Here is a 15,398-nt window from a genome sequence, read left to right on the forward strand (position 1 = left end):
CCCCGGATCACCCGGCGGAAGCATCCGTCCTCCCTCCCTGGGGGTACGCGGAGATCACCACCCGGGGCGTCGCCGGGTGCGGGCCGGCGCTCCTAGCGTCGGCGGCACCCGTGCAGTAGGAGGTCGTCACCGCGATGGTCCAGCCCAGTCCGGCGCAGAGCGCGCCCCCGATCACCCCGACCGCGAGCCGATTCGAGCGACTGGCCGGCTGGGCGCACCGGCACCGCTGGTGGGCGGTGCTCGCCTGGCTGGTGACCCTGATCGCGGTCACCGTCGGCGCGCAACTCGTCGGCGCCAACTACCGCAACGACGTCTCGCTGCCCGGCACCGAGTCGCAGCGGGCCCTGGACACGCTGCGCGAGCGGGCGCCGGTGGCGGCGAACACCAGCGTGCAGATCGTGCTGGCCGACCCGGCGGGGCTGGAACGACCGGCGACCCGGGACCGGGTCGGGGACCTGCTCGACCGGGTGCGCGCGCTGCCGTCGGTCGCCGACGCCCGTGACCCGTACGCCGACCCCGGCGCGCTTTCCGCCGACCGGACGGTCGGCTACGCCACCGTCACCCTCACCGGGCAGGCCGCCGACGTGCCGGACGCGGACGTCCGGCGACTCGTCGACACCGCCCGCGCCGGCGCCGGCGACGGGTTGCGCGTCGAGGTCGGCGGCGACGCGGTGGTCGGAGTGGAGGAGGGCGGCGGCGGGCCGGCGGAGGGCATCGGCCTGCTCGCCGCGCTGGTCATCCTCGTCGTCCTCTTCGGGTCGGTGCTCGCCGCCAGCCTGCCGGTCATCATCGCCGTCTTCGCCGTCGGCACCGCGATGGGGCTGGTCCTGCTCGCCTCCCACGTCGCGACCGTCGCCGACTACACCACCCCGCTGATGGCCCTGGTCGGGCTCGGGGTCGGCATCGACTACGCGCTGCTGCTCTTCTCCCGCTACCGCGCGGAACTGCTTGCCGGCGCGCACCCCGAGCAGGCCGGGCGCCGGGCGGTGGACACCGTCGGCCGGACCGTCCTGTTCGCCGGCACGACGGTGATCCTGGCCCTGCTCGGCCTGGTGGTGCTCGGCCTGGGCTCGTTGCAGGGCGTGGCGGTCGCCGTGGCGGTGACCGTGGCGGCCACCATGGCCGCGGCGCTGGTGCTGCTGCCCGCGCTGCTCGGCATCATGGGACCGCGGATCGAGTGGACGGTGCGCCGGCGCGCCGCCCGGGGCCGCGGCGAGACGTCCCGCTGGACGGCCTGGTCCGCCCTGGTGCAGCGGCACCCCTGGGTGTCCACCGTGGTCGCGGTCGGTGCCCTGCTGGCGCTGGCCGTGCCGGTGCTGGACCTGCGGCTGGGCATCGCCGACGCGGGCAACGGCGCGCCGTCGCGCACCAGCCGGCAGGCGTACGACCTGCTGGCCGAGGGATTCGGCCCCGGCTTCAACGGACCGCTGGTCGTGGTGGTCGACGCCAGCGCGGCGCCGGGCCGGGACGCGCGGGCGGTGGCCGAGGCGGCCCGGTCCACGCTGGTCGCCACGGCCGGCGTCGCCGCCGTCGTCCCGCCCGCGCCGACCCCGGACGGCCGGGTCGCCACCATGATCGTCATCCCCGACGCCAAGCCGCAGGACGCCCGCACCGAGCAGCTGGTGGACCGGCTGCGCCGTGAGGTGCTGCCCGGGCTGGGGGGACCGGGGGTGAGCTTCCTGGTCGGCGGCACCACCGCCGCGACCGTGGACTTCTCGACCGCGGTGGCGGACCGGCTGCCGCTCTTCGTCCTGGTGGTCGTCGGACTGTCCACGCTGCTGCTGGTGCTGGTGTTCCGCTCGCTGTTGATCCCGCTCAAGGCCGCGCTGCTCAACCTGCTCAGCGTCGCCGCGTCCCTCGGCGCGATCACCCTGGCCTTCCAACACGGCGTCCTCGCCGAGGCGCTGGGCGTCCAGCCCGGCCCGATCGAGGCGTTCGTGCCGGTGCTGATCTTCGCGATCGCGTTCGGGCTGTCCATGGACTACGAGATCTTCCTGCTCGCCCGGATGCACGAGCACTGGGAGCAGCACCACGATGCCCCGGCCGCCGTGCGGCACGGGATGGCGACCACCGGTCGGATCATCACCGCGGCCGCGGCGATCATGGTGGTGGTGTTCGGCTCGTTCCTGTTCGATCCCGGCCGGATGCTCAAGCAGTTCGGCCTCGGGCTGGCCGTGGCGGTGCTGGTCGACGCGCTGGTCATTCGCTGCCTGATCGTGCCGGCCGTGATGCAGCTGTTCGGCCGGCGGGCCTGGTGGCTGCCCGCCTGGCTGGCCCGGCGCCTGCCCCGGCTCGCCCTCGAACACCGCTGACCCGGTGCCGGGAGGCGGTGCGTCCCGTGCCACCTCCCGGCGGCCGGCGGTGTTGCCGTGCCACCTTCCGGCGGCCGGCGGGCAGCGTCGACGCGGCGGGCCGCGCCGGGCGGGCGGCGGCTCAGGTGCCCGGCGCGGCGGGTTCCGGAGCCGGCTCGGGCAGCGGCTCGCCGGTCTCCAGCAGGGTCTTCAGGCTGGCCAGCAGCTCGGGCCAGCCGCCACTGCCGTCGAGCTGCCCGCTGATCGCCCGGTGCATCTCGCTGTCCGGGGAGAAGTCGTCGTGCACCACGGTCAGCCGGACGGCCTCGCCGTGCGGGGTGATCTCGAAGGTCACCTTGGAGCGCCGCTCGCCGAGGCGGGCGGCGAGTTCCTCGGCGGACCAGCCGAAGTGCGCGGCGTGCTCCGGCTGGAAGCCGTGCCAGCTGTAGCTGAGCAGGCGGTACGGCTCGGCGGCCAGCACCCGCTGGCCGAGGTCCCGGAACTCGCCGTTCGGGGCGTCCTGCCACAGCACGGGGGAGCCCACCTGCCAGTCGGACCGCAGCGCCACGCCGCCCCAGTAGCGGCGGGTGAACGCCGGCTCGGTCAACGCGGCCCAGAGCCGCTGCGGCGTGGTGTTGATGTAGGTCGTGTAGACGAACGTCGGACTCTGCATGGACTCCCGCTCCAATGCTGTCTGCAGGTCGGCGAGCGCGTGGACCCGCTGCCGGTCGTACCGGTTGATCCACCGGTCGGCGATGGCGTTGATCGGCGCCGGGTTGAGGTAGTGCAGCTTCTCCCGGCCGCGGCGCACGGCGGTCACCAGGTCGGCCGCTTCCAGGACCGCCAGGTGCTTGCTGACCGACTGCCGGGTCATGGCGAGCCCGGCGCACAGTTCGCGCAGGCTCTGCCCGTTGCGCAGGTTGAGGTCGTCGAGCAGCCGGCGGCGGCTGGCATCGGCCAGCGCCCGGAACACCTCGTCCACCCCGTCACCTCGCATATGCAGCCGTTCGGTTGCCTGTCACTATAGGCAACCGAACGGCTGCGTGTCCAGCGGCGCCGGCGGGTCGGGTCCGCGTGCCGGCCGGGTCAGGCCCGGCGCAGCAGGTCCACCAGCGCGGAGAGACCGTCGTCACCGTGCCCCGCCCGCACCGCGTCGTCGAGCAGCCGGCCCACCGGCTCGACGAGCAGCGTGTCGACGCCGCGCTCCCGGCTTGCCGCGAGCAGGTTGCCGAAGGACGCCGCCTGCATGCCCAGGGCGGAGCCGTCTGCGACGTGCTCGCCCGAGTCGACCGCCCGCGCCATGACCGGCAGCGCGCCCAGCATCGCGGTCAGCCAGTCGGTGACCAGCGGGGTGACCTCGGCGGCCGGCACGCCCGCCGCCCGAGTCATAGCCACGGCGTGCAGGTAGCCGCCGAACATCCCGTACATCGCGGCCAGCAGGGCCAGGTCGTGCAGGGACGCCGCTCCGGGGTCGGCGCCGAGCCAGCGGGCGGCGCCGAACGCGGCCAGCGTCTCCCGCCCGGCCCGGAAAGCGTCCTCCGGGCCGCTGTAAAGGACCAGCGAGCCCGGCTGCCCGATCATGGCGGGCACCGCCATGATCCCGCCGTCGAGGTGGTCCGCACCGTGCGACGTCGCCCATCCGGCCAGCCGCCGCGCCTGCTCCGGCGTGCCGTTGGTGAGGTTGACCAGGGTGCGGCCGGCGAGCACCGGGGCCACCGGCGCGAGCACCTGCCGGGTGACCTCGTCGTCGAGCAGGCAGACCACCACGAGGTCGCCGGCGGCGACCGCCTCGGCCGCCGTACGCGTCTCGACGGCGCCGGCCGCGGTCAGCGCCGCCGCCCGGCCCGGCGACCGGTTCCACACCGTGGTGGGGTGGCCGGCGGCGACCAGCGCGCCGGCCAACGCCCGGCCCATCGCGCCGAGGCCCAGCACGGTGACCGGTCGAGGTGCCGCCGCGCTCACCTGGCAGCCTCCTCGTACGTCCGGGTCACCCGGGAGAAGTCGTCGGCACCGTGTCCGGCGCGGATCGCCCGGCGGGCGACGGCGTGGGCGGCCCGGAGCACGCCGTCGATGCCGTGCGCCTCGGCGGCGTCGACGATGTGCGCCATCCCGGCGGTGGCCGAGGCGATGCTGGAGACGTCCGCGGCGTGGTCGTCGGCGTCCAACCGCCGGGCCAGGTCGTCGATCAGGTCGGGCAGCAGGCTGCCGATGCCCTTGGCGTAGGGGGCGAGTTCGGCGGGTGTGATCTTCTCGGCGCGGGCCAGGGCGAACGCGTGCGCGATGCCGCTCATCGCCGTCCAGAAGACGTCGAGCAGGGCGACGTCGTAACCGGCCGCCCGCCCCGGGTCCGCGCCGAGCCACTTCGCGCGGCCGCCCAGGTGGGCCAGCACCGCCCGGTGGGCGCGCCAGGTCTGCTCCGGGCCGCTGTAGAGCACGAGCGCGGCCGGTCCGCCGATGGTGGGCGCGGGCGTCATGATCGCCCCGTCGAGGTAGTCGATGCCGTGCCCGGCCGCCCAGTCGGCCAACGCCCGGGCCCGCTGCGGAGCGTCCGCGGTGAGGTTCACCAGGGTACGGCCGGTCAGCGCGTCGGCGGCCGGCTCGACGATGGCCCGGACGGCGGTGTAGTCGACGACGCAGGCGAGCACCAGCGGGCTGGCCCGGACCGCCTCCTCGACGGTGGGGGCGCGCCGTGCGCCGCGCTCGACCAGCGGATCGGCTCGGGCGGCCGTCCGGTTCCAGACGGTGGTGGGATGGCCCGCGGCGAGCAGCGCGCCGGCGAGCGCGCGGCCCATCGGCCCGAGGCCCAGCACGGTCACCGGGGCGGGGTCGTGGTCTGTCATGGATCCGCTCCTCACAGGGATCAGGAAAGGGGTGGAGGCGCCGGATCGGGCAGCTCTTGCGCATCCCGCCGGGCAGTCCCATCCTGGTTGCGGCACACGCAGAGCGACAAGTACCTACTATTTTTTCAGGTACTTACCTTTTGGTAAGTGAGGAGGGGTGAGGTGAAGAAGCGGACCTACTCGTGCGGCCTCGACGCCGCCGTGGACGTGGTGGGCGGCAAATGGAAGGCGCTGATCCTCTGGGAGCTGCACCACAGCCCCCGCCGCTTCGCCGAGGTGCGGCGGGGGGTCGCCGGCATCAGCGAGAAGATGCTGATCCAGCAGTTGCGCGAGATGGAGGCGTACGGCCTCGTGCACCGGGAGGTGTACCGGCAGGTGCCGCCCAAGGTGGAATACTCACTGACCACCTTCGGCGTGTCGCTGAACGAGGCGCTGATCCCGCTCGGCGAGTGGGGTGAGCGGCACATGGCGACGATCGAGGCGATCCCGCGGGACCAGCCGACCGAAAACCGCTCGGAGGCCGGTGCGCCGGCCGGCTAGGGTCGCCCGGTGACGGAGATCAGAACCCGGCGGCTGCTGCTGCGCGACTGGCGGGAGTCCGACCTCGCGCCCTGGGCCGCGATGAACGCCGACCCCGAGGTCCGCGAGCACCTCGGCCCGCTGCTCACCCCGGAGCAGGCCACCGCCTCGGCCCGCGGGTTCCAGGCCGACCTGGAGCGCAACGGCTACGGCTTCTGGGCGGTCGAGGTCCGCGACACCGGCGAGTTCGTCGGCTTCGCCGGGCTCGACCCGGTCGACCCGGGGCTGCCGTTCACCGGGGTCGAGGCGGGCTGGCGGCTCGCCCGCGCCGCCTGGGGGCACGGCTACGCCACCGAGGCGGCCCGCGCCGTGCTGGCGTGCGGCTTCGACACCGTCGGGCTGCCCGAGATCCTCGCCGTCACCACCGCCACCAACCTGCGCTCGCAGGCGGTGATGCGGCGGCTCCGCATGACCACAGACCCGGCCGACGACTTCGACGACCCGGAGGTCCCCGCCGGCCCGCTGCGCCGCAATGTGCTCTACCGCAAGCGCGCCGACCGCTGAACGGGCTTACGCCCAGCGGAAAAGCGCGGGTCGGCGGCACCGCCCTCTGGTAGGTTGGCCCGCCGTGACCTTGCAGGCGGGGGAGAGGCTCGGGGCGCGGTTCGCCAAGCTCTGGGCGGCGAGCACGATGTCCGCACTCGGCAGCGGTCTGGCCACCGTCGCCGCGCCGCTCTTCGTCGCCTCCCGGACCGACGACCCGCTGGTCGTCGCCGCCGCGTCCGGGGTGGCCTGGCTGCCCTGGCTGCTCTTCGCGCTGCCCGGCGGCGTGCTGGTCGACCGGGTCGACCGCCGCCGGTTGATGATCGTCATCGACTGGGTACGGGTCGCCGCGCTGGCCGTCCTCGCGGCGGCCATCATGACCGGCCGGGCCGGGGTGCCCCTGCTCTACGCCGTCCTCTTCGTGGTCAACACCGGCGAGATCGTGTTCCGCGCCGCCAGCCAGGCGATGGTCCCCGCCGTCGTGCCCCGCGACCTGCTGGAGCGGGCCAACGGCTGGCTCAGCGGCGGCAGCATGCTGATGCACGGGATGCTCGCCGGTCCGCTCGGCGGGTTCCTGTTCGTGCTGGCCGTGAGCAGCCCGTTCCTGGCCAACGCCGCCACGTACGCGCTGAGCGCGGTGCTGCTCGCGCTGGTCACCGGCAGCTACCGGGCCGGCCCGGCGAACGCCGGCAGCGCGGCGGCCCGGCCGGTCCGCGCCGACATCGTCGAGGGTTTCCGCTGGCTGGCCGGGCAACGCCTGCTGCGCACCATGGCCGTCCTGATCGGACTGCTCAACCTCACCCTGACCGCCGCGATCGCGGTGCTGGTGCTGCTCGCCGCCGAGCGGCTGCGGCTCGGGGAGGTCGGCTACGGCCTGCTCTTCACCTGCATGGCCGTCGGCGGTGTCCTCGGCGCCGCGGTCGGCGACCGGCTGATCGGCTGGATCAGCGCCACCTGGACCATCCGGATCGGCCTGCTGATCGAGGCAGGGCTGCACCTGGCCCTGGCCGCCTCGCGCAGCGCGGCGGTGGTCGGGTTCGCGCTGTTCGCCTTCGGCGTGCACAGCGCGCTCTGGAACATCGTCGCCAACTCGCTGCGCCAGCGGCTCACCCCGACCGCGTTGCAGGGTCGGGTGGGCAGCACCACCCTGTTCATCGCCGCCGGCGGCAACTGCCTCGGCGCGCTGCTCGGCGGCGCGGTCGCGGCCCGGTTCGGGCTCACCGCGCCGTACTGGATCGGGTTCGTCGTCGCGGTCGGCGTCTCGGCCGCGACCTGGCGGGTCTTCGACCGGGCCACCGTCGCCCGGGCGTACGCCGCCCCGTCGCCCGACCTGCCCGCCACGCCCGCTGCCGTCTCCTGACGAGCCGGCGCTTCCGGCGGACTCCACCGCCGCCGAGGCGGACGTCCGGGGCGGTGTGACACCGTGACCGGGTGAACAGCTCCGCGCCGGTCGACGTCGACCTCGCCCTTGTCGGCGGCGGCGGTGCGGCGTCCCTGGTGCTCGCCGCGCTCGACCGGCACGAGGTGCGCGACCTGCGGGTCGCCGTGGTCGACCCGGTGCACCGGCGGGGCCAGGACCGCACCTGGGCGTTCTGGGACCGCCCGGGCAACGACCTCGACCCGGTGCTGAGCGCGAGCTGGCGGCAGGTCGAGGTGGTCACCACGCAGCGCCGGCGGGTGCTCGACCTCGCCCCGCTGCGGTACGCCATGCTCCGCTCCGGCCCGGTCTACGACCGGGCGGCCGAGGCCGAGCGACGGCTCGGCGCGACCCGGATCGTGGCCGCCGCCGACGGTCTCGACGACGACGGCGAGCGGGTTCTCGTCCGGGCCGGCGGTGCTCCCATCGTCCGGGCGTCCTGGGTGCTGGACTCCCGGCCCCGTCCGCCGCGACGGCCCGGGCGCACCAACTGGCTCCAGCATTTCCGGGGCTGGTGGCTGGCGTCGGACACCCCGGTGTTCGACGCCGGGCGGGCGGTGCTGATGGACTTCCGCACCCCGCAGCCGGCCCGGGGCGTCTCGTTCGGCTACGTGCTGCCGGTGAGCGACCGCTACGCCCTGGTGGAGTACACCGAGTTCTCGCCCGCTCCGCTCACCGACGCCGGCTACGACGCGGCGCTGACCGGCTACCGCGACCTGCTCGGCCTCGACCCGGCCCGGCTGACCGTGCGGGAGGTGGAGAACGGGGTGATCCCGATGACCGACGGACCGTTCGACGCCCACCCATCGCCGCGGGTGGTCCGGCTCGGCACGGCCGGCGGGGCCACCCGCCCCTCCACCGGCTTCACCTTCTCCGCCATGCGCCGGCAGGCCGACCAGGTCGCCCGCGCCCTCGCGGCCGGGCGGCCACCGGTGCCGGCGCCCGCGTACCCCCGACGGCATCTGTGGATGGACGCGGTCGCCCTGCGCGCGTTGGACCGGGGCGGGGTGAGCGGCCCGGAGTTCTTCGACCGGCTCTTCGACCGCAACCCCGCCGAGCGGGTGCTGCGCTTCCTCGACGGCACCACCAGCCCGGCCGAGGAGTTGGCGGTGATGAGCTCCACCCGGCTGCCGCCGATGGTGGCCGCCACCGCGGGCGACGCCGCCCACCGGCTCCGCGACCGGCTCACTCCTGCCCGGTGACCGGCACGGGTCGTCGACGGCTGGGCCGCGCTCAGCCCGGCGGAGTGCCGTCGGCGGCCAGCTCGCGCAGCAGCGCGCCGTCGAGTCGCAGCACGTCGATCTCGTCCAGCGACCGGGCCCGCAGCCGGCGGTAGAACCGCAGCGCCGGGTCGTTGGTGCGCAGCACCCACCACTCCAACCGGGCGCAGCCCCGCGCCAAGGCCAGCGCGGCCAGATGGGCGAGCAGTGCGCGGCCGAGCCCGCCGCCGCGCTGCTCGGGCCGTACGTACAGGTCCTCCAGGTGGATGCCGGGACGGCCGAGCACGGTGCTGTAGGTGGGATAGAACAGCGCGAACCCGACCGGCTCGTCGTCGACAGTCGCGACCACCGCCTCCGCCACCGGACGCGGCCCGAACAACGCCCGGGCCACGTCCGCCGGCTCGGCGCTGACCCCGCCCGGGAAGTCCTCCGCCTCGGCCAGCTCCACGATGAACCGGTGCAGCACGTCGACGTCGCCCGGCTCGGCCGGCCGGATCATCGCGCCACCGGTGTGCCCCGCCTCGTCGATGGTCCGCTGCGCCTCGGCCCGCAGGCCGTCCCTGATCATCGCCACGTTGACCCACCCTGCCAGAACGCCGTCGCGCCGGGCGCGGAGCTTTCCGCCCACCGGGACGGGCCGGCCTCCGGCGCCGTCCGGGTGCCGGCCGGCCGCTGATCAGTCGGTCAGCAGCCGCTCGCGAAGCCGGGTGATCGTCTTCTCGGACACCCCCAGCCGGTCGGTGACGTAGCCGTGCACCGAGCCGTACCTCGCCCGCAGGTCGGCCAGGACGAGCCGGATGATCTGGGCCGGGGCGCGGCCGTAGCCCGGCCAGACCAGGGTGCGCCCCGGGTGGGCGGCCCGCCAGTCGGCGACCAGCCGCTCGGTGGCCAGCTCGGTCAGCGTGAAGTCCGTGGTGATCTGCTCATCGTCGACGCCGAGCAGGGTGAGCAGCAGCGCGGCCAGCAGGCCGGTACGGTCCTTGCCCGAGGCGCAGTGGAAGACCAGCGGTCCCTCGGCCTCGGCGATCACCTCGAGCGCCGTCCGCAGCTCGGCCGCCCCGTCCTCGGCCACCTCGGCGTAGCGGTCGGCGAGGTAGCGCCACGGGTCGACGGCCGGGTCGATGGTGGCCTGGTCGTAGGGGCGGTGCTCGATGCTGAGGTTGTGCCAGATCAGACCGTCGTGGTGGGGCGCCCGGCCGCGGGCCTCGATCTCCCACGGGTAGCGCAGGTCGATCACCGTACGCACGCCGAGTTCGCGGAACCGGTCCAGGTCCGCCCCGGCCAGCTTGCCCAGCGAGTCCGACCGGTAGAGCAGCCCCCATCGCACGGTGCGGCCGTCGTCGGACCGGTAGCCGCCCAGGTCCCGGAAGTTGTGCAGCCGCTCGAAGCTGATGTGCCGTTCCACCGGCCCGACCCTAGCCGCCGAGCGGCGTGGCGGATGCCCCGACCACCCGGGCCGACGCCGGCACCCGGTAGGTTGCCGGCATGGTGGACGGGACGGCCGGCAGGGTCGTGCAGATCTGGACCGACGGCGCGTGCAGCGGCAATCCCGGCCCGGGCGGCTGGGGCGTGGTGCTGCGCTACGGCAGCCACGAGCGGGAACTCTGCGGCGGCGAGGCGACCCCGACCACCAACAACCGGATGGAGCTGATGGCCGCCATCCAGGCGCTGGAGAGCCTGACCCGGCCGGTCGCGGTCGAGCTGCACACCGACAGCACGTACGTGCGCAACGGCATCACCAGCTGGCTCGCCTCGTGGAAGCGCAACGGCTGGCTGACCGCGGCGAAGCAGCCGGTCAAGAACGCCGACCTGTGGCAGCGGCTGGAGGCCGCGTGCGCCCGGCACCAGGTCACCTGGCTCTGGGTGAAGGGACACAACGGACACCCGGAGAACGAGCGCGCCGACGCGCTGGCCAACCGGGGGATGACCGAGGCCCGCGCCGCGGCGGTGCCCGCCGCCCGCTGACACCGGGCGGGCGCGGGGGAGGAGCGTCCGTGCCGTGCCCTCAGCGGCCTTCTCCGGCGTTCCGAGCGCCGACCCGGCCGCGGCACTTCTGCGCGTCGAGCCTGATGACTCTGCGGTATCAAGATGACTCTGCGGTATCACGCGGGGAACCGATCAGGTCGCCGGGCGTGGCACGCCGGGGTCGGCGGCGCCCGGCGGGGCATGGCGGCCCGGCCGTGGTGATCGAGTGGACCGGGGCCGGTGGTCAGCGGGTCGCGTCCGGGTGGCCGGGCATGCCGGAGCCGCCGCTGCTGCTGCCCGACGCGCCGCCGGCCACGCCGGAACCGTCGTCCTCGGTCACGATGTCCGGCTTGATCTCGGTGTCGTCCGGGGCCGGGACGTCGGTGTCCGCACCGACCTGGACCAGCCGGGCCTGGCCGGCCTCGTCCTCGGCGTGCTCCGGGTCGACCGGCTGTTTGCCCTGACGTGTCCGAAATCCCACCATCGCCTCCCCGTAGGTGCCGTCGGTCACCCGGCTACCCGAGGCCCTGACGCCGAAACGTCGCCCGCGGGCTCCGGCGTCGGGCGCGGATCGTCCGGTGGGGCGGTCAGCGACCGGCGGCGGCTGACCGCGACCGCGACGGCGACCGCCAGCGCTCCGGACACGATCAGGAAGGCGGGGGTGGTGCCGACGCGGTCGCTGACCGCGCCGCTGCTCGCGGCGCCGATCGCGGTCCCGAGCTGACCGACGGTCTGCAACCAGCCGTACGCCTCGGCGGTGTGCGGCGCCGGCGCCGCCCGGGCCATCAGGCCGTCGGTGACGGCGAGCCACGGGGCGAGCGCGAGCCCGAAGACGGCGAGCGCCACCGCCATCTGCGGCACGGTACGCGGCCAGGGCAGCGCCACCGAGGTGACCGCCAGGGTGGCCAGCAGCGCCAGGTAGGCGCGCCGCGGGTCGGTCAGCCGGCCGCGGCGGGCGAGCACCAGGCCACCGGCCAGGCTGCCCACCGACCAGACGGTGACCAGCAGGCCGGCCTGGTCCGGATGCCCGGCACCGGTGGCGAACGCCGGCACCAGCACCCACATGCCGCCCATGCACGTCGCGTAGCCGAGGTGCACGCCGAGCAGGGTGCGCACCGTCCGCCGGGCGGCCGGTCGGGCGGCCTGGCCGGACGGGACCGCGGTGTCCCGCCGGGGCACGACGACGGCGTTGCCGACGAGGGCGAGGCTGCCGACGGCCGCGAACGCGAGCATCGCCCCGGCGGGGCCGGTCAGCACGAGACTCAGGGTGACCGCGAGCGGGCCGCCGACGTAGAGGAACTCCTGGCCGACCGCGTTGACGGCGTACGCGCGGGTCAGCGCCGGGGCGGGCACCAGTCGGGGCAGCAGGGCCCGGCCGCTGCTCAGCGCGGGCGGGGTGGCCACTCCGGCGGCGGCGGCCAGGGCCACGAAGGCGGCGGGACGGGTGGTCAGCGCCAGCCCGGACAGGGCCGCCAGGTGGGCGAGGCCGGAGACGAGCAGCACCACCCGGTCGCCGAACCGGGGCAACAGCCGGCCGTAGAGGGGTGCGGTCACCGCCAGGCCGAGCCCGCACGCGGCGCTCGCGGCGCCGGCGGTGGCGAAGCTGCCGGTGTTGTGGTGGCCGAGCAGCACGATGAGCAACTGTCGCATCGCGACCGGGAGCTGGGCGAGGTTCATCAGCACGATGACGGCGACCGCCCGACCCGGTAGATTCATAACTTATGAATCTACCCGAGGACCCGGCGGCCAATCTCCTCGGCGCGCTCGCGCTGGTGGTGAACTCCCGGATGCGGGCCGCCGTCGCCGGCCCGGCCGGGTCCGGCGGCGCGCTCGCCGAGGCGGTCGTGGTCATCAAGGACCAGCCCGGCGTGACCGCGGAGTGGCTGGGCCAGGTGCTCGGCCTGACCCAGCCCGGCGCGGCCCACCTGGTCCGTCGCCTGGTCGACCAGGGCTGGGTGCAGCGGCGACCGGGCGCGGACGCGCGCAGTCGCGCGCTGCACCTGACACCGGCCGGCCGGCGCGCCGCCGGGGAGATCCTGCGGGCCCGGCAGCAGGCGCTCGCCGAACTGATGGACCGACTCAGCCCTGAGCAGCGCCGGCAGTTCGCGGAGATCGCCGGCGGCCTGCTGCGCTGCGAGCCGGGGGACCGGCAGGAACTGGCCCGGTTGTGCCGGCTCTGCGACCGCTCCCGCTGCCCCGCCTGCCCGGTGCACGACAGCTACCGGCACGGCTGCGGCCCGGCCGGCGGTCCGCAGCCCGTCGGCTGACCGGCAGCCGGCAACGCAGCGGCAAGAGCGGACGGTGGCGGACCAGTCGGGGCGCAGCGCGGCCCGGTCCGGCCTGGTCGCGGAGCGGAGTCATGCCGGACCAGTCGGGGCGCAGCCGGGCCCCGTCGGGCTGGTCGCGGAGCGGGAGTCAGCGCCGCCGGGCGGCGCGGGCGGGGCGCCGGCCGGCGGCCGGTCGTACCGGGGTGAGCGGCAGTCCCGACCAGTGCGCCGGCCGGGTGAGCGCGGCCGGCAGCCCGGTGTGCCGGTCACCCCGGGCCGCGTCGAGCTGCGACTGGTGCAGGAAGAGGCTGGCGGACAGGTCCGCCCCGCGCAGGTCGGCGCCGCGCAGGTCCGCGCCGGTCAGGTCGGCCAGGCGCAGGTCCACCCCGCGCAGGTCGGCCCCGATCAGCAGCGCGCCGCGCAGGTTGGCCGCGCGCAGGTCGACCCGGCGCAGGTCGGCCCCGAACAGCCGGGCGCCCCGGTGGTCGGGGCCGGGCCGGCCGCCCCGGGCCCGCACCAGGTCGCCGGTGCGCGACAGCAGCGCGTTGACCCGCCCCCGGTACGCGTCGACGTCCAGCGCGAGCAGTGTCTCCGGGTCGGCGCCGGTCAGCCGGCTCGTCTCGGCCAGGGCGGCGGCCAGCTCGTCGGGCAGCGGCCGCGGCGGGCGCAGTGCCACCCCCTGGGTCAGGTACCAGAGCAGCTCGTGCAGCGGCCGCATCACCGCGAAGGTGTCGAACATCCGGGCCGCGGTCTCCGGGGCCTGCCGCCAGTCCCGCCCGCCGAAGGTCACCTGGGCGACCTGCTGCCCGGCGCCGAAGCAGTCGAAGACCGTGCAGCCCGGGAAGCCGCGCTCGCGCAGCTCGGTGTGGATGCCGCAGCGGAAGTCCGACCCCAGGTTCCCGCACGGCTGCCCGGCCGGCTTGTCGACGGCGAAGTCGGCCGACGCGGCGAAGGCCGGCGCGACGCAGCAGAGCCCGAAGCACCGGGCGCAGTCGGCGCGCAGCTCGCCGGCCGGCGACGGGGCCTGGGCGGTTTCCGACACGCTGACCGTCCTCCTGCCGATGCTGGTGCCCGCCCGGGCGGGCGGACACCGGCCATTGTCCCAGCCGGCCGGCGCTGCGGCCGGCCGCGGGTCACCGGCCGTGCGGGTCGCCGCCGCCGGCGGAGCGGGGACCGGGCGGGCGGCGGTCCGGCACCAGCCGCAGCACGGCCCGGTCGCCGTCGCCGGGGCCGTACTTCTGGTCGAAGAGCCGGGCCGCCGCCGCCGGCGGGGTGTGGTCGCCGTCGGCCGGCTCCACCAGCGCGAACACCCGGGGCGCCGAGCCGGGCGTACGCGGGTGCAGCTGCGCCCGGACGGTGAGCGGCCGGGTCAGCCGGAAGGCGTGGCAGTCGATGTAGTGCTGCCCGTCGACGGTCACGTACGGCACCTGCACCTCGACCAGGTCCGAGCCGTCGTGCCGCAGGGTGACCGTGGTGGACCAGTAGCGGTCCAGCGTCGAGGTGGCCTGTTCGTGCTCCCACAGCTCCTCGAACCGGGCGTGCACGAACCCGCCCCACGGGCTGTCCATGTCCACCTCCAGCTGGGGGACGTTGAACGACAGCTTGCCGATCGGGAAGAACGAGATGAGCGCGTGCCCGTCCCACTGGTAGAGCTGGATGGACGGGGAGGCGTCGTAGACGCGCACCTGGAACCGGGCGCGCAGGCGCGGCTCCAGCGTCTCCTGGAAGGCGACGAGGTGGCGCAGGTTGGCCCGGATCTGCCGGGGCACGTCGACCCGTTGCCGTTCCAGCTCCTCGGAGCGCTGCTGCGCGGCCGTGCAGTCCGGGTCGAGCAGCAGCAACTGCACCTGGGTGCCGTTGGTCAACGCCGCCCGGACGGCCCGCAGGGTCTCCTCGCGGTGCCGGTGCTCGAGCAGGATGGTCCAGGTGTCCAGGATCCGGGCGCGCCGGGCGCTGCGGCACAGCCGCTCGACGAACGCCTTCTGGTCGAAGCTGAGGTGCTCCTGCACCCGGGCCCGGCGGGCCTCCTCGAACAGCGGGTCGAAGATGACGTACGAGATCGCCGCGAGCACCACGCTGGCGCCGAGGTTGAGCAGCAGGTCGCTGACGAAGCCGGTGTTGCGCCAGGCGGCCAGGAGCATGACCGCGGCGACGATCAGCAGGCCACCGCCGCCGACCAACGCCCGCCGCTGCCGGCCGGTGCGCCCGCTCCAGCGACGGCTCCCGCCCGCCTCCGCCATCCGCCCCCCTCGGCGTCGCGCCGGTCGCCCCCGGCCTTCGTGATCACCCGGAAAGCGGAGGATACGTTGCCGGGATCCGCCCGCGCTGTCCCGTTC

Annotated in this window: 16 protein-coding genes; 7 read left to right on the plus strand and 9 right to left on the minus strand. The window is 75.3% G+C overall.

The genetic code is table 11. The annotated features are described in order from the left end of the window. The first annotated feature begins 134 nt into the window (after positions 1–134). Positions 135–2,312: an MMPL family transporter gene (locus ACVCAH_RS19330; RefSeq protein WP_447137564.1), complete on the plus strand. Its 2,178-nt coding sequence runs from the start codon at positions 135–137 to the stop codon at positions 2,310–2,312. A 121-nt stretch (positions 2,313–2,433) separates the two neighbouring features. Here ACVCAH_RS19330 and ACVCAH_RS19335 read toward each other — a convergent pair whose 3' ends face one another. The 3 genes from ACVCAH_RS19335 to ACVCAH_RS19345 form a co-directional block, all read right to left on the minus strand. After that, positions 2,434–3,273, minus strand: coding sequence for an ArsR/SmtB family transcription factor (locus ACVCAH_RS19335; RefSeq protein ID WP_447137565.1), 840 nt, complete (start codon positions 3,271–3,273; stop codon positions 2,434–2,436). 104 nt (positions 3,274–3,377) lie between these two features. Next, on the minus strand, positions 3,378–4,253 hold the full coding sequence (locus ACVCAH_RS19340; protein ID WP_447137566.1) for an NAD(P)-dependent oxidoreductase: 876 nt from the start codon (positions 4,251–4,253) through the stop codon (positions 3,378–3,380). Then, complete coding sequence (locus ACVCAH_RS19345; protein WP_447137567.1) at positions 4,250–5,131, minus strand: NAD(P)-dependent oxidoreductase; 882 nt, start codon at positions 5,129–5,131, stop codon at positions 4,250–4,252. Before ACVCAH_RS19345 ends, ACVCAH_RS19340 begins: the two co-directional genes overlap by 4 nt. Positions 5,132–5,293: 162 nt before the next feature. Between ACVCAH_RS19345 and ACVCAH_RS19350 the strand changes: the two genes are divergently transcribed. The 4 genes from ACVCAH_RS19350 (at position 5,294) to ACVCAH_RS19365 (ending at position 8,812) form a co-directional block, all read left to right on the plus strand. Continuing rightward, on the plus strand, positions 5,294–5,671 hold the full coding sequence (locus ACVCAH_RS19350) for a winged helix-turn-helix transcriptional regulator (RefSeq protein WP_447137568.1): 378 nt from the start codon (positions 5,294–5,296) through the stop codon (positions 5,669–5,671). Positions 5,672–5,680: 9 nt separating this feature from the next. Further along, positions 5,681–6,214, plus strand: a complete 534-nt coding sequence (locus ACVCAH_RS19355) for a GNAT family N-acetyltransferase (protein ID WP_447137569.1) — start codon at positions 5,681–5,683, stop codon at positions 6,212–6,214. Positions 6,215–6,278: 64 nt separating this feature from the next. Then, complete coding sequence (locus ACVCAH_RS19360) at positions 6,279–7,553, plus strand: MFS transporter (protein WP_447137570.1); 1,275 nt, start codon at positions 6,279–6,281, stop codon at positions 7,551–7,553. A 71-nt stretch (positions 7,554–7,624) separates the two neighbouring features. Next, entirely contained in the window at positions 7,625–8,812 is a 1,188-nt protein-coding gene (locus ACVCAH_RS19365; RefSeq protein WP_447137571.1) for a lycopene cyclase family protein, read from the plus strand. A gap of 31 nt (positions 8,813–8,843) precedes the next feature. Here ACVCAH_RS19365 and ACVCAH_RS19370 read toward each other — a convergent pair whose 3' ends face one another. After that, the gene (locus ACVCAH_RS19370) at positions 8,844–9,398 is read right to left on the minus strand and encodes an N-acetyltransferase family protein (protein ID WP_447137637.1); all 555 of its coding nucleotides are present in this window, start codon (positions 9,396–9,398) and stop codon (positions 8,844–8,846) included. A 108-nt stretch (positions 9,399–9,506) separates the two neighbouring features. Next, a complete protein-coding gene (locus ACVCAH_RS19375) occupies positions 9,507–10,235 on the minus strand; it encodes a tyrosine-protein phosphatase (RefSeq protein ID WP_447137572.1) in 729 nt (242 codons plus the stop codon). Between the two features lie 80 nt (positions 10,236–10,315). Between ACVCAH_RS19375 and rnhA the strand changes: the two genes are divergently transcribed. Then, on the plus strand, positions 10,316–10,795 hold the full coding sequence (rnhA, locus tag ACVCAH_RS19380; protein WP_447137573.1) for a ribonuclease HI: 480 nt from the start codon (positions 10,316–10,318) through the stop codon (positions 10,793–10,795). A gap of 244 nt (positions 10,796–11,039) precedes the next feature. Here rnhA and ACVCAH_RS19385 read toward each other — a convergent pair whose 3' ends face one another. After that, positions 11,040–11,306, minus strand: a complete 267-nt coding sequence (locus ACVCAH_RS19385) for a preprotein translocase YidC (RefSeq protein WP_447137574.1) — start codon at positions 11,304–11,306, stop codon at positions 11,040–11,042. Then, a complete protein-coding gene (locus ACVCAH_RS19390; RefSeq protein ID WP_447137575.1) occupies positions 11,303–12,511 on the minus strand; it encodes an MFS transporter in 1,209 nt (402 codons plus the stop codon). The genes ACVCAH_RS19385 and ACVCAH_RS19390 overlap by 4 nt, the downstream gene beginning before the upstream one ends. 5 nt (positions 12,512–12,516) lie before the next feature. Between ACVCAH_RS19390 and ACVCAH_RS19395 the strand changes: the two genes are divergently transcribed. Beyond that, complete coding sequence (locus ACVCAH_RS19395) at positions 12,517–13,062, plus strand: MarR family winged helix-turn-helix transcriptional regulator (protein WP_447137576.1); 546 nt, start codon at positions 12,517–12,519, stop codon at positions 13,060–13,062. A gap of 148 nt (positions 13,063–13,210) precedes the next feature. On the opposite strand, the gene ACVCAH_RS19400 is transcribed toward ACVCAH_RS19395, so the two are convergent. Both ACVCAH_RS19400 and ACVCAH_RS19405 read right to left on the minus strand, forming a co-directional pair. Next, positions 13,211–14,104 (minus strand): pentapeptide repeat-containing protein, encoded by an 894-nt coding sequence (locus ACVCAH_RS19400; RefSeq protein ID WP_447137577.1) that lies wholly within the window; start codon positions 14,102–14,104, stop codon positions 13,211–13,213. 91 nt (positions 14,105–14,195) lie between these two features. Then, on the minus strand, positions 14,196–15,302 hold the full coding sequence (locus ACVCAH_RS19405) for a DUF5919 domain-containing protein (RefSeq protein ID WP_447137578.1): 1,107 nt from the start codon (positions 15,300–15,302) through the stop codon (positions 14,196–14,198). Positions 15,303–15,398 lie beyond the last annotated feature (96 nt).

It is taken from the genome of Micromonospora sp. LZ34, assembly GCF_052981855.1.

Excerpts from the sequence above, each read along its gene's own strand:
- ACVCAH_RS19330 (WP_447137564.1), top strand. The coding sequence starts at position 135 with ATGGTCCAGCCCAGTCCGGCGCAGAGCGCGCCCCCGATCACCCCGACC.
- ACVCAH_RS19345 (WP_447137567.1), bottom strand. The coding sequence starts at position 5,131 with ATGACAGACCACGACCCCGCCCCGGTGACCGTGCTGGGCCTCGGGCCG.
- ACVCAH_RS19370 (WP_447137637.1), bottom strand. The coding sequence starts at position 9,398 with ATGATCAGGGACGGCCTGCGGGCCGAGGCGCAGCGGACCATCGACGAG.
- rnhA (WP_447137573.1), top strand. The coding sequence starts at position 10,316 with ATGGTGGACGGGACGGCCGGCAGGGTCGTGCAGATCTGGACCGACGGC.
- ACVCAH_RS19390 (WP_447137575.1), bottom strand. The coding sequence starts at position 12,511 with ATGAATCTACCGGGTCGGGCGGTCGCCGTCATCGTGCTGATGAACCTC.
- ACVCAH_RS19395 (WP_447137576.1), top strand. The coding sequence starts at position 12,517 with ATGAATCTACCCGAGGACCCGGCGGCCAATCTCCTCGGCGCGCTCGCG.
- ACVCAH_RS19405 (WP_447137578.1), bottom strand. The coding sequence starts at position 15,302 with ATGGCGGAGGCGGGCGGGAGCCGTCGCTGGAGCGGGCGCACCGGCCGG.